Origin of the sequence: Autumnicola psychrophila, assembly GCF_031846645.1 — a bacterium.
GTDB lineage: Bacteria > Bacteroidota > Bacteroidia > Flavobacteriales > Flavobacteriaceae > Autumnicola > Autumnicola psychrophila.
Map to the genome: position 1 here is coordinate 1 of NZ_JAVRHN010000009.1, position 25,106 is coordinate 25,106.

At 40.0% G+C, this 25,106-nt stretch carries 15 protein-coding genes; 8 read left to right on the plus strand and 7 right to left on the minus strand.

Features of this window, described 5'->3' with window-relative positions:
• Positions 1–610 (plus strand): transposase (locus RM541_RS12375; RefSeq protein WP_311500457.1); only part of this gene is annotated, 610 nt, incomplete at its 5' end.
• 265 nt (positions 611–875) lie between these two features.
• Here the strand turns inward: RM541_RS12375 and bglX are convergent.
• The 6 genes from bglX to RM541_RS12405 all read right to left on the minus strand — a co-directional run bounded on the left by bglX (position 876) and on the right by RM541_RS12405 (position 9,961).
• Positions 876–3,176 carry a beta-glucosidase BglX gene (gene bglX / locus RM541_RS12380; RefSeq protein WP_311500458.1) on the minus strand — a complete coding sequence of 767 codons (2,301 nt, stop codon included), beginning with the start codon at positions 3,174–3,176 and terminating at the stop codon, positions 876–878.
• Between the two features lie 122 nt (positions 3,177–3,298).
• Entirely contained in the window at positions 3,299–4,591 is a 1,293-nt protein-coding gene (locus RM541_RS12385) for a glycoside hydrolase family 26 protein (RefSeq protein ID WP_311500459.1), read from the minus strand.
• A gap of 5 nt (positions 4,592–4,596) precedes the next feature.
• Complete coding sequence (locus RM541_RS12390) at positions 4,597–5,784, minus strand: AGE family epimerase/isomerase (RefSeq protein ID WP_311500460.1); 1,188 nt, start codon at positions 5,782–5,784, stop codon at positions 4,597–4,599.
• 1 nt (position 5,785) lies between these two features.
• The gene (locus tag RM541_RS12395; protein ID WP_311500461.1) at positions 5,786–6,976 is read right to left on the minus strand and encodes a glycoside hydrolase family 130 protein; all 1,191 of its coding nucleotides are present in this window, start codon (positions 6,974–6,976) and stop codon (positions 5,786–5,788) included.
• Between the two features lie 6 nt (positions 6,977–6,982).
• Positions 6,983–8,824: a sodium:solute symporter family protein gene (locus RM541_RS12400; RefSeq protein ID WP_311500462.1), complete on the minus strand. Its 1,842-nt coding sequence runs from the start codon at positions 8,822–8,824 to the stop codon at positions 6,983–6,985.
• Positions 8,825–8,836: 12 nt separating this feature from the next.
• Positions 8,837–9,961, minus strand: coding sequence for a glycoside hydrolase family 26 protein (locus RM541_RS12405; protein ID WP_311500463.1), 1,125 nt, complete (start codon positions 9,959–9,961; stop codon positions 8,837–8,839).
• Between the two features lie 209 nt (positions 9,962–10,170).
• Between RM541_RS12405 and RM541_RS12410 the strand changes: the two genes are divergently transcribed.
• From RM541_RS12410 to RM541_RS12435, 6 genes are all read left to right on the plus strand, one after another.
• Positions 10,171–11,043 carry an AraC family transcriptional regulator gene (locus tag RM541_RS12410; RefSeq protein WP_311500464.1) on the plus strand — a complete coding sequence of 291 codons (873 nt, stop codon included), beginning with the start codon at positions 10,171–10,173 and terminating at the stop codon, positions 11,041–11,043.
• 43 nt (positions 11,044–11,086) lie between these two features.
• A complete protein-coding gene (locus tag RM541_RS12415; RefSeq protein ID WP_311500465.1) occupies positions 11,087–12,190 on the plus strand; it encodes a glycoside hydrolase family 5 protein in 1,104 nt (367 codons plus the stop codon).
• Between the two features lie 541 nt (positions 12,191–12,731).
• Positions 12,732–15,851 (plus strand): SusC/RagA family TonB-linked outer membrane protein, encoded by a 3,120-nt coding sequence (locus RM541_RS12420; protein ID WP_311500466.1) that lies wholly within the window; start codon positions 12,732–12,734, stop codon positions 15,849–15,851.
• Between the two features lie 11 nt (positions 15,852–15,862).
• Positions 15,863–17,407, plus strand: a complete 1,545-nt coding sequence (locus tag RM541_RS12425; protein WP_311500467.1) for a RagB/SusD family nutrient uptake outer membrane protein — start codon at positions 15,863–15,865, stop codon at positions 17,405–17,407.
• Between the two features lie 22 nt (positions 17,408–17,429).
• Positions 17,430–18,512, plus strand: coding sequence for a hypothetical protein (locus tag RM541_RS12430; protein ID WP_311500468.1), 1,083 nt, complete (start codon positions 17,430–17,432; stop codon positions 18,510–18,512).
• Positions 18,513–18,548: 36 nt separating this feature from the next.
• The gene (locus RM541_RS12435; protein ID WP_311500469.1) at positions 18,549–20,885 is read left to right on the plus strand and encodes a fasciclin domain-containing protein; all 2,337 of its coding nucleotides are present in this window, start codon (positions 18,549–18,551) and stop codon (positions 20,883–20,885) included.
• Between the two features lie 229 nt (positions 20,886–21,114).
• On the opposite strand, the gene RM541_RS12440 is transcribed toward RM541_RS12435, so the two are convergent.
• Positions 21,115–22,464, minus strand: coding sequence for an AGE family epimerase/isomerase (locus RM541_RS12440; protein ID WP_311500470.1), 1,350 nt, complete (start codon positions 22,462–22,464; stop codon positions 21,115–21,117).
• A 140-nt stretch (positions 22,465–22,604) separates the two neighbouring features.
• Between RM541_RS12440 and RM541_RS12445 the strand changes: the two genes are divergently transcribed.
• Entirely contained in the window at positions 22,605–25,103 is a 2,499-nt protein-coding gene (locus tag RM541_RS12445; RefSeq protein WP_311500471.1) for a glycoside hydrolase family 9 protein, read from the plus strand.
• Positions 25,104–25,106 lie beyond the last annotated feature (3 nt).

Here is a 25,106-nt window from a genome sequence, read left to right on the forward strand (position 1 = left end):
ACTGGGAAAATTAAAAGTACTGTTCAGCATTAGGGCACGCTATGTAAAAATTGCTACGCAGTTAAAAAATGGGCTCAAAGCATGTGAAATATTACACAAAACAACGCCTATTAAAAAGGAACTGGAAGAACAGAAGAAACTAATTGATATCTTGGATAAAAAAATAGCTGCCATTGAACAGAGAATGTTCAGTGAAATCCAGACAGAGTCCAAGCTGCTAAAAACTTTCAGCAAAATAACCCAGGTTGTAGGTGTGGGGCCTATAACAGCGCTTAAGTGCATCATAGAGACAGATAACTTTACCAGTTTTAGCGATCCCAGAAAGTTCAACTGTCACTGTGGCCTGGCACCATTTCCATACAGATCCGGGAGCAGTATTCGAGGGAGAACAAAAACCAGCAAACTGAGGGATAAAGAATTAAAAGCGATTCTATTTAAAGCTGCTGGATCAGCAATACAGCACGATCATCAGTTGAAAGCGTACTATAAAAGGAAAATCAGCGAAGGCAAAAATAAACTTTCTGTCCTGAATGCTGTGGCTAATAAAATCGTGTTGAGGATATTTGCCGTGGCGAAAAGGGAAGAACCCTTCGTGAAATTATCCGCTTAAATATTTGTTTTTATCTTAGAATGCTCAGCCGGACTATAGCGTCTGATTTTTCAGCGAAAATCCTGTTACTATTTTTTCTGCGGAAGAAAAGCTTCAAAGTAAAATTTCTCCGGGGCAAGCCCACGGAGCATTTTAGTGGAACACGTTTTCAAACTTTACAACATTTACTAACGAGACAAGTCTCGGGGTATTTACCCTTTTAGAATAAAAAAACTCCTGCATCAGATTGACACAGGAGTTTCTTTATAAAAAATAGAACAGGCTGTTATTCTACTAAATTGAAGGAAGCCTGCAGCCCTTCTACAGAACTTCCTCCTACAAGAATCTGGAATTCTCCGGGTTCTACAACATATTCTCCCTGTGCATTATAGAAGCCCCATTCTTTTTCTGTAAGGGTGAAATTAACAGTTTTGGTTTCGCCTTTGGCAATTTGCACCAGCTCAAAACCTTTCAGTTCTTTTACCGGTCTTATCACGCTGGCATACATGTCCCTGATGTACAGCTGAACAACCTCTTTTCCGTCATAATCACCAGTATTAGTCACTTCAACGGAGATATTAAGTTCTCCGGAAGTTGGAACTTCCTGCTTATCTAACTTAAGATTATCATAACTGAAATCTGTATAGCTTAGTCCATAACCAAAAGGATAAAGCGGGGTGTTTTCCACATCCATGTAATGCGACCAGAATACCATTTCGGTTGCTTCAGGTCTTCCGGTATTCCCATGATTGTAGTAGATTGGTGTCTGACCGACATTTCGTGGGAAAGTCATTGGTAATTTTCCGCTGGGGTTATAATCTCCATAAAGAACCTGGGCCACTGCATTTCCGGTTTCTGTTCCCAAATGCCATGCTTCAACAATTGCCGGAATATTTTCTTCTGCCCACTCTATTGCCAAAGGACGACCATTGTTAAGAACAAGAACGATATTTTGGTTTACTTCATAAACTTTTTCCATTAATTCCTGTTGAACTCCCGGAAGATCCAGATTTGTACGGCTCCTGCCCTCACCACTCTGGAAACCATGCTCGCCAAGAACCATCACCACAACATCTGCATCCTTTGCTGCCTCCAGAGCTGCATCAAATCCGCTTTTGTCGGTGGTATTAAACTCGAGTTCGTTAATAAAAGTTACCGTTCCCTTTACCAGTTCTGCTCCTTTTTCGAAAACAAGGTTATTGCCTTCGTATTTTTGCATTCCTTCTAAAACGGAAACAGCAGTATTATCATCTGATGCTATTCTCCAGCTTCCTAACGGACTGTTTTTATCATCTGCAAGCGGACCGATAAGAGCGATATTCTGACCTTTTTTCTTCAGAGGTAAAATATTGTTCTCATTTTTAAGCAGAACTATGGATTTTTTGGCCATATCAAGAACTGCTTCATGATTCTCCTTACTTCCTATAATATTTTGCTCTCTTTCTTCATCTAAATACCTGTATGGGTCTTCGAACAATCCCAGTTCGAATTTAACACGCAGTATCCTTCTAACCGCATCATCAATAAGTGCTTCGTCTACCTGGCCTTCGTTTACAAGTGCAACAAGTTCGTTTACGTAAGAATAGGATTCCATATCCATATCTACGCCTGCCTGTACCGCTTTTTTGGCAGCCATCTTTTCGTTTTTCACAAAGCCATGAGTAGCCATTTCTTCAATAGAAGCATAATCTGAAATAACAAAACCTTCAAAATCCCACTTTTGCTTCAGAATATCTCTTAATAAATATTCGTTTCCGGTAACAGGCACTCCGTTCAATTCATTGAATCCATTCATAAAGGTTTTTACTCCGGCCTCTTCCGCAGCTTTAAAAGGAGGCAAAACGATGTTGTGTAAAGTAAGCGTCCCAATATCTGCTTTGTTGTATTCCCGTCCTGCTTCAGCAAAACCATAGCCGGCAAAATGCTTAGCGGTGGCAGCGATTGTAAGTGGGTGAGACAAATCTTCTCCCTGGAAGCCTTTAACCCTTGCCACGGCAATTTTGCTGCCCAGGTAGGGATCTTCACCTCCACCTTCCATCACGCGGCCCCAGCGTGCATCCCTGGAAATATCGACCATGGGTGCAAAGGTCCAGTTAATTCCCGAAGCAGCCGCTTCTGAAGCAGCTACCTCTGCAGATTTCCTGATCGCCTCAAGATCCCAACTTGCAGATTCTGCTAATGGAATAGGGCTTAAGGTTTTATAACCGTGGATAACATCGAACCCGATAATGAGCGGAATCCCTAGCCTGGTTTCTTCTACTACAATCTTCTGAACTGCTCTAACCTGCTCCACCCCACGCACGGTTAGCATAGAGCCAACCAGACCGCTTCGTAAATGCTCATATTTAAGTTCTGCGCTACCGCCTTCAGGAGCGGGGCCGGTTACTTCCCAAAAGCCATTATATTGGTTCATTTGCCCTACTTTTTCTTCCAGGGTCATAAGGTTTAACAATGAATCTACTTTTTGGGTAATGCTGTCAATTTCTAAAGTTTCCATAGATCGATTTAGTCTTCTGTTGTTACCGCTGAAACTTAACATTGCCATTGCGGTGACAATTATCAGGGAAAAACATGCTGTTTTTTTCATTTTCATTAATATTTTTAGAGTTAATTATTTTTACTGAAGCTATCAGGTGAGCTACCCAGGATTAAGCTATAGCTTCCTATAAAGCATTTTACTTCCAGAGATAACTTCCATTGCATTTTAGCTTAATTGGCCGGCATGTCGTATAATGAAGGAAGGTCCTTCAATAGAAGAGCTTCCTCCGTTTCAACAAATTCCATAAAATCATCTTCCCCTTCTACTCCCGGAACAGGTACCGTGTAAGAATCGGAATAATTTTGCCAGAACATGATAAAGCCAATGTTCACATCGCCTTCTGTAATGACATTATAAATATTTTTTGAATAAAAATTAGAAGGCAATGGATTTTGCGCGTCTACAAAATAACCTGTCTCGGTTAATGCTGCCACCTTATTTTTTTCCTTCGCAAGGTCTGAAACCACTTTTAGTTTCTGGTTAGCTGCTGCCACGCCAGAGCCATTTTGTGAAGAAAGATCTCCGTAATTATCCATACCTAAGATATCTACATATTCATCTCCCGGATATCTGCTTAAATAGGCACTTTTACTTGTATAACTGTTATCTGGCGCGAAAGCGTACAAAATATTATGTACATCTAACTGATCCCTAAGATAAGTGACGGTAAATCTCCAAACCTCCTTAAATTCTGAAGGTGTGGAATAAGGTGCCCCCCACCAGAAAAAATCACCATCAAATTCATGAAAAGGCCTAAAAATCACCGGCACAAGCGCCCCATCGCTTCCTCGAAGATTTTTCACCACTTCTGCTACTTTTTGTAGCTTTTCCTTATAATATTCATGATTGGCGCCTCCCTCAATTATACTTCTAAAAGCATTTTCCCTTTGAAAGGCAGTCATTTCACTGGTGTAAAAATCATCCCCTTCATAAGGTTCGCGTAAATGCCACGTAAAAGCATTCACCATGCCTTTGTCGTAAGCTTCGATAGCGTCCTGAATAATTTGTTGTTCCTGTTGGTAGAACCAGTTACCGGCCTCCGCGTTATTGGAATCATCTGTAATAAACATGAAATCTGAACCGAGCATCCCGGGATCGCTTCCGGTTAGTTTTTTCATATCAGATTCTCCGGAATCATTATTATAAAAAGCATTAAAAGCATCCTGCTGACCTATGATAAATTGCGAATCTGAAATCGCCTTTAAATGATAGAACAATGCCACCGTTTCTTCTGTAGCCGAGGCATCTGCCATGTAACCCCTGGTCTCCCCGGGAGCAAAAGCATAAGTCTGCGGATCCCCCTCTTCGGGTGTTTCTTCCGGAACTTCAGGTTCTGTAGGTTCTTCCGGAACTTCTCCGGGTGTTTCTTCAACCGGGTTTGGTTCTTCAAAGCTATCGTCCTCACTACATGCCGTAGTGATTACAAAGACAAATATTAACAATGAGTAACTAAGCTTTTTCATATTTTCTATTTTACTAACATCATGCACGCCCTTGAATTGTGATAAGGTGCTTTCCACATTCCTAATTTATCTTCATTTGTGTAAGGTTTATTTTTTTCATTTACCCTAAAATGCCACTCTCCATTTTCCCTGTCTATAATTTGCGATTTCGTGTACTCCCAGATATCGAATATTGCCTCCTGGAATTTATTTTCTTTAGTTAACCTGAAAGCAAAATCGAGCCCTACCATCGCCTCTACCTGTGGCCACCAATGCCTGTCGGCATCCAACTTTCCCGATTCCAGATTTTTTTCGTTTAGCACTCCCGAGCCCATAACGTAACCTTCTTTCAGAAAAGTTTCTGCTACAGCAACAGCCACAGTATTTGCCTTTTCCAGAAGATCGTGATCGTTTAAGGTCTTAATTGCTTCAATAATAAGCCAAACCGCTTCGATGTCGTGCCCATAGGAAACAATATTGTTTGTTCTGTTCCACTTTACATCGAAAAACAGATGAAAATGCTGAATTTCTTCAGTATAAAATTTTTCAAGAAAAAGAATTGACAGATTATGTAAAGCTTCCCTAACTTTTTCCTCCTTGGTAATCTGATACAAGGTGGTATAAGCCTCAAGAATATGAAGATGTGTATTCATGGTTTTAGCGGAATTATCTTCTTTTTTGCTTAGACGCATATCCTCAATTGGTGACCAATCCTGCTGAAAAGCTTCCAGATATCCATTATTCTCTCTGTCCCTTCCATGCTTTTCTATAAGCTCGAAAAGGGAAACAGCCCATTTTTTCGCCTCCTCTTTCTGAGTTAGTTTATAATATTCAGATAAGGCATAAACAGCAAAAGCCTGAGCGTATATTTGCTTCCTAGTATTTACCGCGTTCCCCAGGTAATCCAGCTCCCAAAAGACACCTCCATTTTTCCTGTCCTGAAAAAATTCCTTCAGATAATCGTAAGCTCTTGTTGCAATTCCAACAGTACTTTTATCCTGCCGGAAATTCCCTGCTGCAGAGAATGTCCAGAGAAGACGCGTATTTAAAATAATTCCCTTTTTTGCTTCAGGAACAACCTTATTATAAAAATCCCGCCGGCCTATAAAACCACCGTAATCATCATCCTGACTAAACGTTTTCCAGTAGTCCAGGATATTGTCCAATTCTGCCGATAATTCATTTTTTAAGATGTTGCGGGAGTTAAACTGCATTTTAAAGCGATTTATTTTTATCTGCCTGCTGTATAATTTTTTCTACGGAAGCAGCCGAGGTGAAATCATCTTCAGGAGTGTTCTTTACATAATCCAGAAGTTTTTCCACCGAAGATACGGCTACATGCGACCGTGTATCTGAAGATGCATAGTAGATAAAAACCTTACCATCTTCATCTTTTATCCAGCCATTTCCGAAGAGAACATTAGGAACGTCCCCTACAGTTTCTGTATAATTTGGAGCCATAAAATATCCTGCAGGCTGGTGGATCACCTTAGATATATCATCGAGGGCCGTCATAAAAATATAAAGCGTATATCTTAGACCTCCTGCTGTATTGCGCACGCCATGTGCCAGGTGCAGCCAGCCTTCTTTTGTTTTAATAGGTGCCGGCCCCAGACCATTCTTCATCTCATATATAGTATGATATACCTTATGATTAATGATTTTTTCGTCTTCCAACACAGGGTTCTTCAGGTCCTTTACATATCCCAGACCAATTCCCCCTCCTTTACCCACTTCTATAAATCCATCCTGCGGACGGGTGTAAAGCGCATATTTCCCATCTACAAATTCAGGATGTAAGACAACGTTGCGCTGTTGTCCCGAATTAGAAATTAAATCGGGCAAACGTTCCCAGTTTACAAGGTCCTTAGTACGGGCAATCCCTGCATTGGCCACCGCCGCAGTAGTATCTTCGGGACGACTTTTATCCTTTCTTTCTGTACAGAACACTCCATAAATCCAACCATCTTCATGACTCGTAAGCCGCATATCATAAACGTTAGTGTCGGGCTCATCTGTTTGCGGAAGAACTACAGGTTTTTCCCAAAACTTAAAATTATCTACACCATTAGGACTTTCTGCAATGGCAAAAAAGGATTTCCTGTCATTCCCTTCCACCCTTACAGCCAGCACATAACCGTTATTCCATTTCATGGCACCCGGATTAAAGGTGGCGTTAATCCCAATTCGCTCAAGACCCAGCGGATTTGTTTCGAGGTTAAAGTCATATCTCCACTCCAGTGGTGCATGTGCCGCAGTAACAACCGGATAGTGATATCGCTCATAAATCCCATTGGAAATTTCCTCCGGGTAATTTTTTCTTTCGATTAGCTTTTGATGGCTTTCCAATAATTTTTGAAAGCCGGGAAGCTTCTTTATAGTTTTATTTTCATTTTTAAAATCCATACTTCCTTAATTTTTCCTGGTAATATTTGGTTCGGTTTTAATTTTATCCCACCAGTTTTTCTTTAGAATAACTACACTGATGATGAGGATTACAAATGAGATTATAAGAGGTACATTTTCTCTTAGAATTATATAAAACGGGATTACAACTAGAAGGGTTTGAGCCACAGTACCTATAAGTACATTAAACATATCTCTCCCAAAGCCCTTATTTTCTTCAAATTCGGGATCTTCTTGTTTTACTTTTTCTTTTATAGGCTTCCAGAAGCCCCACGGCCTTGTTCTTTTATAAAATTCCATAAGTGTATGCTCGTCTGTTGGCCCGGCAGTATACGTTCCTATTACACTACCCGCAATGGAAATCAACAAAATCACCGGGAAATAATAAAGATCCAGCGTATCTGTAAAAATCGGAAAGATCATGGCTGGTATAATACCGGATAACATTCCCCAGAAGTAACCCTCACCGTTAAACCTCCACCAGTGCCATTTTAATACGTTAGATACCACGTAACTTCCATATAATGCTGAAACGATCCACTGCAGTATGGAATTTACATCTTGAACAAAAAACCCAAGGATAATACTTATAATAACCACTACGATGCCACTGCTATAATTCATTATCTTAACCCTGGAGGACGAAGCCTGAGGATTTTTATATTTTAAATAGATATCATTTACAAGGTAAGCCTGGGCAGCGTTTAAAGTCCCTGCAAAAGTAGACATGAATGCAGCCAACAGACCCGCCAGAAGCAGACCCAGTAATCCTACCGGTACAAATTGCTCTATGGATGCAGGAAGAACTTTTTCAAAATCCAAAAGCCCTGCAGTTGTAAGATCCAATCTATCATAGAAGAGAACTGCCAAAATTGAGAAGCCACCTACCATTAAATACCTTGTAGGCATAAGGGCAAAAATTGAAAAGGCACTCATCTTTGCAGCTTCAAGAGGAGATTTAGTAGAAAGTATTTTCTGCATATCATAATTAGGTGCCGGCCCTGCGATGCTAGCCAATATTCCTTTAAAAACCATGAGCATAAAAAAGATTCCGAAGAGTGAATATCCATCAGAAACAATTTTTGTATTCACTTCATCAATAATTCCGCTCCAATCCAGGTTCAGTTCCCAGTTAAAAAATGGATTAAGCCAGCCATCGGGAACATTAAGCGTGTTCTCCCCTACCGCGAGCCATGCAATCACGGCGATAGCAATAGAAGAAACGGTCATTATTGAATATTGAAGCAGGTCTGTCCATACAATACCAGACATGCCACCCAATACAGAATAAAATACAGCAAATAATGTAAAAATAGTGCCATAAAAGTGTGGTATGTAAGCGGGTGGTATATCAAAAGGAATGTATGCAGAAACTATTTCCCAAGGAATAAAGATTTCTACAAATTTCCCCAGTCCGATAAATCCATACGCGAGGAAACCGAGACAACTAAGTATAGCAAAAACTACTATTATGGCGTGAGAACGTCTCCCTCCTTTCCCACTACTAAAGCGAAAGAGGATCCATTCGGCACCTGTGGTCACATTGGATCGTCTAAGCCAGGCCGACAAATACACCATAAGAAAAACCTGGTTAAAGACAGGCCAGAGCCATGGGATCCATATACTTTTAAAGCCATAGACAAAGGTTAAGGTAACCAGCCACATCGTACCTGAAATATCAAACATACCGGAAGCATTAGAAAGCCCAAGCATGTACCAGGGAAGACTTTTACCCCCCAGCAAATAATCATCCTTACTTTTTTGAGCCTTTTTTCGTAATGCCAGTCCTATTAAAATAGTTCCTACGAGATATGCCAGGATTATGGCAATGTCTAAACCTTGTAGCATTAATGCCTTTTTTTAATTAAAAATGTCTTCTACTTCATCAAGAAATAAGATTTCTTCCAAAGACTCAAATTCTTTAAAATCTTCTTCAGAAATTTCTCCTTTATAGATAGAAAAATAATGAGAAGAACTATCATTCCTCCACAGCAGAACCCAGGAAATACCGGAATTTTTAATTCCCGGATAAAGAACCTGTGTCCACCAATCCTCTCCTTCTCCAAAATTGTTGTTTCCTGTTTCTGTAAGAGCATATGGCTTATCTGATGATTGCGCCTTTCTCTTTACAATCTCCAGGTTCGATTTTAAATTCTTAACAAATACTTCATCACCTCCGTGATTGTAAATATCTATACCAAGAATATCAACATAGGCATCACCCGGATAATACTTCTCGTACTCCTCTTCACTGGAAACAATGTTTGGAGAATAAGCATACAGCAGGTTGTGCACACCGTTAGATTGCAAAAGTTCCAGGGTTTCCTTCCATAACTGCTTATAATTTGAATTTGATACATTGCCCTCACCCCACCAGAACCATCCGCCATTCATTTCGTGATATGGTCTAAAGATCACAGGTATAAATTTACCATTATCGTCCTTTAGAGAAAGAAAGAAGTTAGAGATCCTCTTTACCCAAAGCTCATATTTTTCCCGCTGCGAACCATTGGTCAATATTTCTGAAACAGCGGCGGAAGGGTCCCAGGAACTCCCGTCTGTTAAGGGATTGTCCAGGTGCCAGCTAAAAGTAATAACAGCTCCTTTTTTATGCATCTCCCGGATATGATCCTTCATAAGAGCAAAAGAGACAGTATCCAGGTTATGGCTTTTACCAAGTTCTATATGCCCCAAGTCAAATCCATGAACTGCAGGAAATTTTCCAGTAACGTGTTTAATGTCACTCCTTATTTCGTGTGGATTATCTTCATGTTTCCATCCTACCCCATAAGCTGTTGCATCCTGATGCCCAAATGCAATCCCTTCCTTTCCAATTTCACTAATGCGCCGGTAAAGAATTTTAGTTTCCCTTGTCGCGTCTTTATCGGTCAAAACAATGGTGTCTGCATCAAAAGTACGTAACGGTCCACATGATATGAATATTAAAGATGCCAAAAATGCAACTAATCTGACAAAATTTTTCATGTTAATCTTTTAAATCTGCATAGAAGTGACATATAATTTTCATTTTAAGAAAAGCTTATAGTATCTTTAACCTTTCCGTTTTTTGCGAGAATCACTTTTACAAGCTAAAATTTATGTTAATTCAAAATTAAAACGATTGAGACTATTATATCAATATCATTTTGTCATTTTATGATTAAAATTTACTAATTGACTTTTATCAATTTATTATGCATAAAGATATTCACAGAGAAATTACTCAACTTTCACCAGAAGATAGCTTCCTGGTTTTTGATAGAGTAAAGGACGATTTCGATTTCCCTATTCATTTTCATCCGGAATTTGAATTAAATTTTATCGCCAACGGCAAAGGTGTAAGAAGAATCGTTGGTGACAGCATGGAAGAAATTGAGGAGATCGAACTGGTTTTGGTTGGACCAAACCTCCAGCATGGATGGGAGCTACATAACTGCAAAAGCAAAGCAATACACGAGGTTACCATTCACTTCCACAACGATCTTTTAGATAGTAAGCTATTGAGTCGTAGAATAATGAAGCCTATAAAAGACATGTTCGAAAGATCTGCTCATGGGATATTATTTTCAGCTAAGATTTCAGAAGAAATAAAACCGAAGATCCAGCGCTTATCGAAAATTGACAGTATTGATTATTTCCTCGAATTTATTTCGGTGTTACACGACCTGGCAAATTCCAGAAAACAAAGGCTTTTATCAACATACATTTCGGAAAACAAAAACTTTGAGAATAGCCAAAAAATAAAAACAATCTATGAATTTGTACAGGAAAACTATCAGAATAAAATAAGCCTGGAAGAAATGTCCCAGTTGGTGAGCATGAGCCAGGTATCCTTTAACCGTTTTATAAAAAAGAGAACAGGAAAAACTTTTATTGATTACGTAAATGATACGAGAATAGGATACGCTGCAAGATGGCTTATAGAAAAGGATATGAGTATTGCTGAAATTGCATTTAATTGTGGTTTTAATAATATCGCTAACTTCAATCGTGTCTTTAAGAAAACTAAAAATTGTACCCCCAGTCAGTACCGAGAAGAATTTAGCGGAATTAAACGGGTACTTTAACTTATTATATTATTTTATCATGACTTTTAAAAAAAGAACATCTTTGCTTCTACTATTAATTCAATTTTCCCTCTTTACTAACTGCACTCCAACACAGGAACCCGTCAAAGATGAAGAAAACATGGTGGAAGAAGAACCCCCGTTAGATAACGAGGAAACAGAGACAGAAGAAGACATCAATCCTGAAGAGGAAGAAACAGAAGAGGAAGAAACAGAAGAAGAAGAAGAAGAAGCTGAGGAGAACATTGAGAATGAAACACCTGTTGCACGCCATGGGCAACTCAGCATACAAGGAAAAAACCTGGTAGACAAAAATGGTGAAAACATTCAGCTAAGAGGAATGTCCCTTTTCTGGAGCCAGTGGGAACCTGAATTTTACAATTTTGAAACTGTAAAAAACCTGAAAGAAGGCTGGAATGTGAATGTAATAAGAGCAGCAATGGCCGTTGAACACAATGGTTATTTACAGAACCCTGAAAGGGAAAAACAAAAAGTTTACCGGGTTATCGATGCCGCTATCGAGCTGGGAATCTATGTAATCGTAGACTGGCACGACCATCACGCCGAGGATCATACCGAAGCATCAAAAACATTTTTTAAGGAGCTGGCAATGAAATATGGAGATCAACCAAATCTCCTCTATGAAATTTATAACGAACCCCTGGAAGTATCCTGGAGCAACGTCTTAAAACCTTATCACGAAACGATAATTTCAGAAATAAGGGAACAGGATTCAGACAATATTATTATATGCGGAACACCACGTTGGTCACAAAGAGTAGATCTCGCTGCTGAAGATCCAATTGAAAAAAGTAATATTGCCTATACACTCCATTATTATGCAGCCACACATAAAGAAGAGCTGAGAGCTATTGCCAGAAAAGCATTAGATAAGGACCTACCGCTTTTTATTACAGAATTCGGAACCACCCTTGCTAACGGCGATGACCAAATAGATGCTGACGAATCTCATGAATGGTGGGACTTTGCAGAAGAAAATAATATTTCCTGGTGTAATTGGTCTATTGCGGACAAGGATGAAAAATCTGCAGCTATAATACCGGGAACAAGACCTGAAGAATTAAAGAGTAATGAGGTTCTAACAGAGTCAGGAAGACTGGTGAAAGCAGAGCTAACTAAAGAATAAAAAACCACTATATACTTAAAGTCATAGTTTATTGCCGATGACTTAAAGTTTTTAAAACAGCGTAACGATATTTCGTGCTCCACACTATGTGAGCTGTCAAACCTGGAAATCGTACCACCTATTCTTTGTTCAGGAATAAATAAATAGGCTTTTTTAAAAGCTAAAGCGAAATGCACTAAAATGCATAGTTTTATTATTCTTGAGCCAAAAAAATTCGATTACAAAAGCTTCACCTTTATCTTTTAACAGGTCCAGAAGGCAATGCTAAACCTTAACATATTTAGTGTTAATAATACAATTAACCGTTATTTAAACATAAAATATTGACTTGCAAAGGATTAAACCTTACCTAGCATCTCATTTTGTACAGAAGGAGCAAAAATAGCACAACTAAATGATAAAATAATATTAACCATAACTTGAATTTCCGTCTAAATTTGGAAACTATTAAAAAGGAGATGGTATTCTAACTATGTTCTAATGTGGGACTAAAAAATACCAAAATCTTAATTGTTTAAATTAAATCAAACAATTTTTTCTTATGCAATTTAAATTACTTAAAAGTAAAGGCTGTTTAAAAAGTAGAGGTAGGATGCTCCTCTTCGCAGCATTCTGTCTAATTACCCAGTTAGGCTTCGCCCAGGAAACTGTTTCAGGTAATGTTACAGACGCCCAGGGCATGCCTCTGTTAGGTGTAAACGTTATTGAGAAAGGAACCAATAACGGTACCACCACGAATTTTGACGGTGAATTTGAGCTTTCCATTGGAGAAAGCGGTGTAATCGTTTTTAGCTTTGTTGGATTCATGACCCAGGAAATTACGGTTCAGGGAGGCGAACAAATTAGTGTGACGCTGGATGAAGATTCTCAAAGTCTTCAAGAGGTAGTGGTTATTGGGTATGGAGCCCAATTGGAAGAAAACATCACGGGATCTGTATCTAAGATAGGTTCAGAATCTTTTGAGAATGTTCCTCAGGTAAGTGTGGACCAGCTTATGCAGGGACGTGCTTCTGGGGTAATGGTAACTAAAAACTCCGGGCAACCTGGTGCTGCTGTTTCTGTTAGAATTCGTGGGGTAAACACTATTACCGGTTCCAGTGAACCTCTTTATATTATTGATGGAGTGCCAGTTTCGGGTGATGCCGGACCGGAAGGCCTTAGCCCTTTAGCAGCAATTAATCCTAATGATATCGCTGATATAAACATCCTTAAGGATGCCTCGGCTACCGCTATTTATGGGTCCCGGGGATCTAATGGGGTTGTATTGATTACTACTAAAAAAGGTAAAATAGGCCAGGGAAGGTTAGCCTACAATACCTATTTAGGGATTCAACGTCCTACCAATAAGATTGACGTAATGAACTTACAGGAGTACGCAACCTTACAGAATAACATTGCGGAGATCTATGATCTTAATCCTCAAATGGAATTTTTGAATCCAAACCTTCTAGGACCTGGAACTGACTGGCAGGCACAAATATTTGACGATGCCCTTCAGCAAAACCATGAACTATCCTTTTCCGGGGCAAGTGAAAAAGTAAATTACTATATTTCCTCCTCATACACAGATCAGGAAGGAACAGTGATTGGTTCCGGTTTTGATCGTATAACGGTTCGAGCGAATGTTAACGGGGAAGTTAATGACTGGATTAAAACAGGTATTAACCTTACCGCCAGTAGGACTAATGATCAAATAACCTTGAATAATGCAACTAATGGTATTATTTCATTATCATTATTAAACAACCCCGCTACTGCTGTTTACAATCCTGATGGATCCTTTGCAGGACCGGTTACTCCAGATGAAATAGCTTATGGCAGAAGGAACCCTATTGCGGAAGCCCTTAATGTTCTGAACACGATTCAAAGAAACCGGATAGTAGGTAACTTATTTGCAGAATTTTCCCTTCATGACAACCTTAGCTTCAGAAGTGAATTTGGAGGGGACTTTGGTAACAATCTTCGTAATCAATTCCAGCCCACCTATTCATATGGTGCCCTGGAAACCGGACAAAACCGATTGAATTTAGCCAGGGAAAATAATGATTTCTGGATTATCAAAAATCTTTTAACTTATAATAATTCTTTTGAGGACAATCACGACCTTACAGTATTAGTAGGACAGGAAGTACAGGAATCTTCATGGCAGGGAATAAGCGCACAGGATGGAGATTTTGTAGGCAACGATGTACCCGTTCTTGGAACAGGAGATGCAGCCGACATTGCTGATCAATATATGGCAAGCTCTGCGTTAGAATCTTATTTTGGACGGGCTATCTATTCCTTTGACAATAGGTTTAATGTTACGGCCTCATTTAGGGCGGATGGATCTTCTAAATTTGCAGAAGGAAACAGGTGGGGGTATTTCCCTTCTATCTCTGCATCCTGGAGATTATCCAACGAAGCATTTATGGAGGACTTTGATGTTTTACAAAACATCAAGCTTTATGGTGGTTACGGAGAAGTAGGAAACCAGAACATCCCGAATTTCGCCTACGGAGTTAGGTTAAATACTATGAATACGGATTTGGGTACAGGATTTGAATATGCCAATTTTGAAAACCCTAACCTTACCTGGGAATCTTCAACTCAAACAAACTTAGGTGTCGACTTCTCTTTATTAAACAGGAGATTAGGTGCCACTATTGAAGTATATAATAAAGTATCGAGGGATTTCTTATATCAACTTGCAGTAACAGACTTTGTTACCGGTGGGGCTTCAGCAGGTTCTATTGCTGCTCCATGGGTAAATCTAGGAGAAATGGTAAACAGGGGAGTAGACGTAACTTTAAGTTATAACACTTTAGGAGATAGTGACTTTAACTGGAACTCAAATTTAACCTTTTCACACTATCAAAACGAAGTAACTGAATTATTGGGAGATCTTGTTATTAACGGACAGTTGTATATGAGTGATTCCAATGAAAACATTACCCGAACAGAAGTAGGGCAGCCGGTTGGGATGTTCTATGGCTATGAAGTAGAAGGTCTTTTTAGAACTACAGCTGATATTGAGAATGCTCCAATCCAATTTGGCCGACCTTATGAAGATGCGTTATTCGATACCAACTGGCTAGGAGATATTCAATATCGAGACGTAAACGGAGATGGAGTGATCAATACAGAAGACAGAACGCAAATAGGGAATCCACATCCTGATTTTACTTTTGGTTTCCAGAATAATTTCACCTACAAGGGATGGGATCTGGCAGTTTTCTTACAAGGGTCTTATGGCAACGATATTTTTAATGGTGTTAAGAGAACCTTAACTGCAGGAAATAGTTACTTCATTAACCAGGCTCCAATTGTTCTTGATTATTGGACTGTTAACAACCCAGATGGACAGCAGCCAAGGCCGGTAAGAGGTAGTGAAAGTGACCCAAATATCAGGATTTCCAGCAGGTATATCGAGGATGGTTCTTATTTAAGGGTCCAGAATTTATCACTTGGTTATACTTTGTCATCCCAAGCTGTTGAGCAAATTGGCTTAAACAGGTTAAAAATATATGGAAGTGTGCAAAATCTTTTCACTTTTACAAATTACTCCGGATACGATCCTGAAGTAGGTACATTTAATCAAAATGCGCTTTTAATGGGCGTTGACAACGGACGTTATCCTTCGCCCAGAACATTTACGCTGGGACTTAATGTTGAATTATAAAAAATAGATAAATGAAGAATTTAATTAAATCAAAGGTTTTAGTATTGGTTGCTCTTTCAGCCGTGCTATTTTTCCCTTCCTGTAGCGAAGACTTCCTGGACAGACCACCGGAGGATTCATACAGTGTAGATAATTTTTATCAGACTAACCGTCAGGTGGCTTCTGCATCAAACCACTTATATTCAAAGCCGTGGTTTAACTTTATTAGTAACGTAGCATGGCCTATCGGTGAAATAGCATCAGGTAATGCCAGGACATGGGATGCAAGGAACCAGGAATTTTCAAATTATTCCATAACCGGTGCTCACGGTACATTAACGCAGGCATGGGAATCCCTTTATGCTGTTATTGCTCAGGCAAACTCAGTAATAAATACTTTGCCCACAGCTGCAGGTCCTGATGTTTCTGAGAGAGTCCTAAATAATTCCGTTGCGGAAGCGCGCTATATCAGAGCAACAGCATATTTTTATCTGGTACGCATATTTGGATCTGTTCCAATTCTTGCAGACAATACAGAATATGTTCTAGAACCTGTTGTACCGCGTAACCCTGTAGAGGATGTTTACGAATTCATAAAACAGGACTTTCAATTTGCCATTGAAAATCTTTATGACAGGACCATGGATACCGATGTAGATGCCGGTAGGGTTTCCAGTAACTCTGCTAAAGCCGCATTATCTAAAATCTATCTTTACGAAGAAAACTGGTCAATGGCATATCAACTCTCAAGAGAAGTAATTGAATCTGGTGAGTTCGCTCTTCTGGAAGATTATAATGATTTATTTTTAGAAGAAAACGATAATAATGTGGAGTCTGTTTTTGCTTTGCAATGGACCAATACGGGGATTTATTCTGAAGGAAATGCACTACAATCTTTTTATGCTTCGGCAGGTGTTACAGGATTCTCTGATGGTTGGGGCGCTCTGGGGCCATCAATCGACCTACAGGAAGCTTACGAGCCGGGGGATGAGCGTTATTATGCCACGATTATGGAACCGGGAGCATTTTATCCCAACTTAAACGGAGGTTATACTGTTCCGGAAACTATAAATTTGCAGGGAACCAACGTAGGTATTAAAAAGTATGTCATTGGAAATCCTTCAAACGGAGCATCTCAGAGTTATCCCAACAATACCTATATTTTACGCTATGCTGAAGTTTTACTAATAAATGCCGAAGCTGCTATTATGGGAGGAGGCCCGGTTAGTGAAGGTGTGGAATCCTTCAACCAGGTTCGTACAAGAGCAGGTTTGGATCCAATCCAAAACCCCGATATGGAAGACATTTTCCATGAAAGAAGAATCGAACTGGCCCTGGAACTGGAATTCTGGTACGACATAGTTAGACGTGGACCGGAATTTGCCATAGAATATCTAGGTAATGTGGAAAGAGGACCATATGACAACTCGACTACTCCTCCTACAGTCACTTCAGAAAAAAACGTACCTACAGCAGACGATTTATTGTACCCTTATCCAAGTAGTGAAATTCAAAGTAACCCTGCATTATTAGAGGATCCGGTTCCCTATGATTTTGATGCTAACAACGGTGAATAGAATTAATTTAAAAAATATAATTATGAAAAGAACAATCTTTAAAACAACGGCTGTACCTCAGTTCTTGTTAATGATCTTTACAGTAGTCTCTTTGGTCTCCTGCGAGAGTGATTTTGATGTACAGTCTGTTGAAACAGCAGCGGAAGCTCCCGTAGTACATAGTGTGAGTGAGGCAACAGAAGACGTACCTGTTACCCAGGGAGTATTGCAAAATACTTATATAATTCGGGGTGAGAACCTGGGGAGCCTGGTTGCTGTTTATTTCAACGGTTTCCAGGCAGGTTTTAACCCTGCATTGACCACAGATAATCTTACTTTTGTATCAATTCCTGAATCTGCCCCTTACGTAGGGCAGGATAACATATTAAGACTGGATAATCTTTACGGTTCTACAACCTACGATTTTTCTCTTTTAACGATTGTGGATTTTACTGAAGGAACTACTGAGGACGGGGTTAAAACCGTGACGCTTATAGGCGGGGATTTTACAGATACATCAGAAGTTTCCTTTACTTCCGGTAGTGAAGAAGAAGGAAACCTTGTAGAGCGGCCAGCTGAAATTCTTTCTGTTTCTGAAACTGAAGTTACTGTTGTAGTACCAGATGGTGTGGAGCAGGCTTATATCGACCTTACAACATCACGAGGTGCTAGTGCCCGATCTGATTCCTATGGATTTACATATTCTATTTTTATTGATCAGTTAAACCCGGAATGGTCAATGAGCCAGTGGGGTGGTACTTTTGACGTAGAAGCAACAGATCCTGCTTTGGGGCAATACTCCATCCAGAGTGTTAGGGAGGCCTGGTCTGGATTAACATTTCTACCGGAAACAGGAATACCTTTTAACCAGTATGAAGCTATTACTGTATCCCTGTACGGTACAGGAGAACCCGGAGACATGGTAAATGTAGCCATAAATGACTTTGCCGGAACAGTAGGTGTAGAACTTATACCCGATCAATGGAATAAAGTAGTTATACCAATGGGTAGTTTCTTTCCAACCGGTGGTGCGCCAGCGGTAATTAACAGGATAGATTTCCAGGAAGCATCCAACACATCAAAACCTCAATATATATTCTATGTTGACGATTTCGGTTTTCTATAGATCGATATGCTTCAATTATAAATAAAACAAAAACAGATGAAATTAAATAAAATATATTACTTGTTAATCCTTGCGATGATTACGAGCCTTAGCTCCTGCGAGGACGACGATGATCTGTATCCGCAGTTGGGCGAGGATCCCAGAAATATTAATGAGGTCCTTGCTGAAACTGCAGATTTATCAGTCTTATATCAGTCTTTGGTTGAGGCCGAGATGGACTCGCTCTTAAGAGAAACCACGACTTATACGGTTTTTGCTCCCAGAAATGCAGCTTTTGACCAGGCAGATCTGTCAGGACTAGATCAGGAAGAAAGAGAAAACCTGTTAAGCAACCATGTGTTGAGCACGGTTACAGCAGATTTTGCTTCTACCCTATCAACAGGTTATCGCCCCACAATGGCTACAGGACCTAACGGAAATTTCCTTAGCTTATATATTAATACGGAAGGCGAAACTACTTTAAATGGTGACGTGTCCCTCGTTACCGAGTCCTCAAACAAAGGAGCTACCAACGGTGTATTGCATGTTGTAGATGGAATTTTAACTCCTCCTGCCATTCTGGACCACGTAGAAGCAAATAATCAGTTTTCCACCTTTATGGAAGCAGTAGAACTGGCAGGACTTACAGATATGTTGTCTGCAACTGAAGTTACAGACGCAGAGAATCCTGATTATCCATTGACAGTTTTTGCTCCTACCAATGCCGCATTTGAGAATTTCCTTGGCGACTTAAACGGTGCTTTTGGATGGACTACTCTAGCCGACATTCCAACTGATGTTTTAAGGAGTGTACTTGAACAGCACGTGATAACAGGCTCCAACCTAATTTCCGCCGAAGTTTTTGGAACCGAGCAAACACCAGTTTCCGGTGAAGTTTTTTCTGTGAGTGCACAAGGTGTCGTTTCTGACGCCAGTTATACAGACGGTAATGTTACAGTACAGGATATCCAGGGTACAAATGGGGTTATTCACGGAGTAGATAAAGTAATGTTAACTGAAGCTGTTTTCCAAAGCATTCTGGATGAAACGTTAAACCTGAAAGAAAGAATTGAAGACAGAGGATATACCTCTTTTATTGCTGCAGCTGAAAAAGCTGGTTTAATGGAGACTTTGGAAACTGAAGAATTAACTGCTTTTATTCCATCTAATGCTGCATTCGATTCCTTCCTTTCAGTTATCGAGAATTTTGAAAGTCTTGAAGATTTTGAAACTCCGGAAGAAATTGAATTACTTAAAAGTGTATTAGAATATCATTTACATGAAGGTAGGCTAATGAGTAGTTCTTTAACCGATGGCCCGTTAACTACGACGCAAGGTGATGAATTAATTTTTGACACTGCTACAGGAAGATTAACCCCTTCTTATGAATTTGCTCCTAAAGCAACTTTAGAAACAACTAATATAGGTGCAAGCAACGGAATTATACATCAAATAAGCAATGTCCTGGTTTCTGCTGAAGATGCAGAAGCACTGGGTTATCCGGTACCGGCTACCGGCGGGCCGGAATATGGTTACGAAATCTACCATGATGCCCTTAACCCAGGTTTTTGGGTAGGATGGACAAGCCCGGATTTTGCCAATACAGAAAATGTTTACTCAGGAAATAATTCAATAAAATTGGATTATGCTGCATACGAAGCATTGCAAATAGGTAATGATGAAGGTATTGACTTAAGTGCTTTTACCACAATTAATTTTGCTCTTTATTCGGAAAATGGAACTTCTGTTCTACTTGCATTAAATGGAAATAATGATGCTGGACAGGTTCTTTCTGTCCCTGCCGGGGAATGGACGGAATTTTCCATTCCAATAGCTAACGTTTCTGATGGTGCAACTACCTTAACCCAGTTTGTTCTTCAGGATCAATCAGGTGAGGCAGGTACCTTGTATTATGACCAAATAGGATTAGATGTAACTGTTGGAGAAGCGCCAGCACCTACTTTTGCTTTACCAGTTTACCTGGATGAAGAAACTGAATCTGGATTCCAAAATACCTGGAACGGCTGGGGAGGAACCTGGACCTGGAATAGTACAGAGCAAGTACAGAATGGTACTTCCTCCATTAAACTGGAATATTTCGCGGATAGTTGGGGAGCACTCCAAATTGGTGGTGCCGAAGGTGTTAACGCGTCGGATTATTCTACGTTCGAATTCTCTGCATATGGAGCACCAGGTAGTGGAACCACGCCCCTACTTGTTAATTTAGGCGGTAGTGATGATGGAGTTTCGCTTGATGTAATTGAGGGAGAATGGACTACTTATAGCTTTCCGGTGTCTCAATTCCCAGACACTTCGCTGGGGGAAATAAGGTTTAAAAACACCTCTGCTGAAGCCCGAACTATTTTTATAGATAATATAGGCTTCAACAACTAAGATTTCTTAAAGTCACAATAAAAAAATCTCTGTAGCTTTTGCAGGGATTTTTTTATTGCAAAAATTAGACAGTGAATAAAATTTATTAACAACAGTTGCGTCTCCTACCGCATTCACTTTAGCCTTACAAATATCACATTCCAGAGCCTGTTTTAAAGAAGCTGTATAAAAATGGCAATTATCGGCAATAAGAGCACGAAAACTGTCATTTTTATACCGCCATTATATTTTATTTCGCCTCTTCAAGTTGCAAGAAGCAATTGGTGAGCGCCCTAAAATTATGATATGCGGCTTTCCAGATATGTCCCTTGGAATCATCCCATACTTCGGGTTGAGCATCCAGCCCCCACTCATACCAGCCGCCATAAAGCTCATCCATAAAGAAAAGTTGAGTATAAACCCATAATTTATCGAAGTAATTTCTGTAATCTACAGGATCTTCAGGAAAATAGTGTTCCATCATTAATAAAGTATTTAAACCTTCAGCTTGTGACCACCAGTTCTTTTCATCATTAACAATTTCCAATTCTGTCGCACCTTCAAAATAATAACCACCATCATAGAAACCCCCAATTATCTCATCCCAACCTGTACTTAGGGCATGATCTACCATTTTTTTCCCTTTCCGAAGCGTTAATTCCTCATCCAGCCCCAGGGCGTGGGTAGCTTCCAGCATCAAATAGGCAGTTTCAACATCATGTCCAAAAGAAACGTGATCCAGGTAGTAGTGCTGCTGAATCTCTTCCCTGGACTTATTTCTGAAACTTACCGGCGTCCAGTCGGGTTCAAAAAACAGGTTCATATATCCTTTTTCTGTGGTTATCGTGTCCCGGATTAATATTAACATTTCCTCAAGCCGCTCGGCCAGTAATTCATCTGGCCAAACCTGGTACAATTCTGTAAAAGCTTCAAGTAAGTGAATAGAACTGTTCTGATCTTTATAACCGACATCTGAGGTTGAAGGAAAATCAGGAGTACGTTTAATTGGTGTACCATCTAGGTTCAAAGACTGGTAATATCCTTTATATTCAGGATCATGACTATGCTCCTCCAGCCAGTGAAATGTCCTTTTTGCCAATTCTAAGGCTTCTTCATTACCTGAAGCTCTATAATAAGCTGCAAGCCCATAAATTGCAAAAGAATTACCGTAAGCTGTTTTCTCCTGCCCTTTTTGCAGAACAGGTTTTCCAGTTTTTGTCACCAGTTGATGAAATCCGCCATTTTCGACATCCCACATTACATCCCGAAGAAATTCAAATCCATGTTTGGCATATTTTAAATATTTTTGCTTTTCTGAAAAAATTTCTGAAGCTCTGGCATTTGTCCATACATGACGGGCCTGCGTTACAATCATTTTATTATGCTCCTCCCCCACTTTAAATTCATGAGTGATTTCACTGTAGTACCCACCATCTTCCTTGTCCAGAGTCAAAGGGTACCACTTTTCAAGAAGCTGTTCTTTTGCCGCATGGCGAAGATCTCTAATGAGGTGTTCATCATTTCCTTTTTTGTCCTGTTCCTGAGCGGTACAAATTAAAATTGATAACAGCGCCACAATAGAAAAAGCCGTATATTTCATATATTTCTTTTTTCAGAATAAAGATAGAACAATAAGGATATCATTCATGATCCTGATTATATCCTATACGAAAATGATAAAAAAGTATTAAGCATAACATTAGCCATTACCCTAGTTTTATTCACTAAATTTCTAGTAATATGAAAACAGTTTTACAAAGCATTATTTTCCTTTGTTTTTTCAGCACTTATGCTCAACAAGTAAGTGATTCTTCCCAGGTTTTTACAATTAACGACCAGGAATATCTTGAAATGCGCGGCGCAAACGTTATGCTGGCCCACGATTTTTATCCGGAAAGCCACCAGGGTGGTGTTGGTATTATCCAAAACGGGATTAGAGTTGCAACAAACGGCGATCTAAGGCTGGAGCCTACCCCCGGCCAATGGCAACCGGTGCCCAAAGTTGGAGAAAGGCAGGTAGACAGGGAACAGAATGAGATTAGTGTACATATGAGCTATCCCGATCCTTCCAAAAACAGAAAGGGCTTTAATCCTATTGAATATCCAGATCTTAATATGGCTTACGACCTGAGAATTATCCCTGAAGGAAAATCATTCAGGATCGTCGTAGACCTGGTGCAGCCTCTCCCTGAAGAATGGGTGGGCAAAGTAGGCATGAATATCGAATTATTTCCGGGGATCCTCTTCGGAAAATCATATTATATGAATGATGAATTCGGAATATTTAACCTTCAGGCAAACGGACCGGGAGTTTACAATGAAGATGGAGAGTTTGAGCTGGAACCAATGGCTACAGGCAATGAGCTTGTTATTGTTCCTGAAGATGAAAAGCAAACCCTGAAGATTGAAAATTTAAAAGACAATGAACTGCAACTACTGGATGGACGTGCAATGCACAGCAACGGTTGGTTTATTGTAAGATCACTTGTACCTGCAGGTGTGACAGATAATGCGATAGAGTGGCTTATCACTCCAAACGCAGTAGAAGATTTCACTTATAGCCCGGTAGTACAGGTTTCTCAGGTAGGTTATCACCCTGCCCAGCAAAAAGTGGCAGTGATCGAAACCGATAAAAACGACAAAAATGTACAACAAGCTCAATTACTTCGTATTAATGAAAATGGAGGAACTACTGCCGTTAAATCCGAAAACCCTTCAGAATGGGGTAATTTCTTAAGGTATAACTATTACCAGTTAGATTTTACTGATGTTGAAGAACCGGGAATGTACCAGGTAAAATACGGTGATTACACGACAGAACCGTTTAAAATTTCAGAAAGCGTTTACAAACGAAATGTATGGCAGCCAACCTTAGAATATTTTCTTCCTGTGCAGATGTGCCATATGCTTGTAAACGACCGCTATAAAATTTGGCACGGCCGGTGCCACCTGGACGATGCCCGTATGGCCCCTACAGATCATAACCACTTTGACGGATACATCCAGGGAAGTGAAACCCTCACAGATTATGAGCCAGGCGAATTTGTACCCGGTCTTAATCTTGGAGGCTGGCACGATGCCGGTGATTTTGATCTACGTGTGGAATCGCAGGCTTCAACCATTCAGGGTTTATCGCATATTTATGAACTTTTCGATATAGAATACGACAACACAAGTATAGATCAGGACACCAAAACCGTGGACATTCTCCAACCCGATGGGAAAGCAGATATTTTACAACAAATTGAACATGGTGCACTATCTGTAGTAGGAGGTTATAAAGCCCTTGGCCGTTTCTATAGAGGAATTATTGTCCCATCCCTGGACCAGTACATTTTGCTTGGAGATCCTGTAAACCATTCGGACGGCGAACGGTTTGACGAAGCTTTCGGCCAGGAAGATGCAACAGAAAATGTTGAATGGGGACGTCCGGGAGACCAGGATGACCGCTGGGTTTTTACTGAAGATAATCCGCGCAGGGAACTTGGAGCAGCGGCAGGTTTAGCTGCAACTGCCCGAGCTCTTAAGGATTATAATCCTGAACTTGCACAGGACAGCCGCGAAATAGCTGAAGAGGTTTGGAACATTACTGAAACCGACAATCCGCTAAACAAGATTGAACTGGCTGTAGAACTACTACAAACCACCGGAGATCAGAAATATGCCGATTTCATAGTTGAAAACAGGCAACTTATCACTGAGAATATAGAGAGAACCGGATGGATTGTAGGACGTGCGCTCCCTCAAATAGAGAATAAAAGATTTAAAAAAGAAGTACGTGATGCTGTTAAGGAGTATCTAATTGTAGTACAGGAAAGAGAGCGAAAAACACCATACGGTTTGCCATATGAACCCGATATTTGGGGAGCAGGATGGGGTATTCAAAGTTTTGGAGTAAGGCAATATTTTTTACATACCGGTTTTCCTGATATTTTTCCAAAAGATTATATGCTACACGCCATGAATTTTGTGCTGGGAGTTCACCCGGGGGTTAATACCTCTTCCTTTGCTTCAGGAGTAGGTTCAAGATCCTTAACACAGGCTTACGGAATAAACCGCGGAGACTTTTCTTTCACCCCGGGCGGGATAGGCTCTGGTACAGCGCTAATACGTCCAGATTTTCCAGAACTTTTGGAGTGGCCTTTCCTTTGGCAACAAACAGAATACGTATTGGGAGGTGGAACAACAGATTATTTGTTCCTGATTATAGCTGCAGATAAACTTCTTAATCAGGAATAAAAA

Bases quoted from the DNA above. Each gene is read 5' to 3' on its own strand.
- RM541_RS12420 (WP_311500466.1), top strand. From the start codon at position 12,732: ATGCAATTTAAATTACTTAAAAGTAAAGGCTGTTTAAAAAGTAGAGGT.
- RM541_RS12435 (WP_311500469.1), top strand. From the start codon at position 18,549: ATGAAATTAAATAAAATATATTACTTGTTAATCCTTGCGATGATTACG.
- RM541_RS12395 (WP_311500461.1), bottom strand. From the start codon at position 6,976: ATGGATTTTAAAAATGAAAATAAAACTATAAAGAAGCTTCCCGGCTTT.
- RM541_RS12445 (WP_311500471.1), top strand. From the start codon at position 22,605: ATGAAAACAGTTTTACAAAGCATTATTTTCCTTTGTTTTTTCAGCACT.
- RM541_RS12400 (WP_311500462.1), bottom strand. From the start codon at position 8,824: ATGCTACAAGGTTTAGACATTGCCATAATCCTGGCATATCTCGTAGGA.
- RM541_RS12440 (WP_311500470.1), bottom strand. From the start codon at position 22,464: ATGAAATATACGGCTTTTTCTATTGTGGCGCTGTTATCAATTTTAATT.
- RM541_RS12430 (WP_311500468.1), top strand. From the start codon at position 17,430: ATGAAAAGAACAATCTTTAAAACAACGGCTGTACCTCAGTTCTTGTTA.
- RM541_RS12410 (WP_311500464.1), top strand. From the start codon at position 10,171: ATGCATAAAGATATTCACAGAGAAATTACTCAACTTTCACCAGAAGAT.
- RM541_RS12425 (WP_311500467.1), top strand. From the start codon at position 15,863: ATGAAGAATTTAATTAAATCAAAGGTTTTAGTATTGGTTGCTCTTTCA.
- RM541_RS12405 (WP_311500463.1), bottom strand. From the start codon at position 9,961: ATGAAAAATTTTGTCAGATTAGTTGCATTTTTGGCATCTTTAATATTC.
- RM541_RS12385 (WP_311500459.1), bottom strand. From the start codon at position 4,591: ATGAAAAAGCTTAGTTACTCATTGTTAATATTTGTCTTTGTAATCACT.
- bglX (WP_311500458.1), bottom strand. From the start codon at position 3,176: ATGAAAAAAACAGCATGTTTTTCCCTGATAATTGTCACCGCAATGGCA.
- RM541_RS12390 (WP_311500460.1), bottom strand. From the start codon at position 5,784: ATGCAGTTTAACTCCCGCAACATCTTAAAAAATGAATTATCGGCAGAA.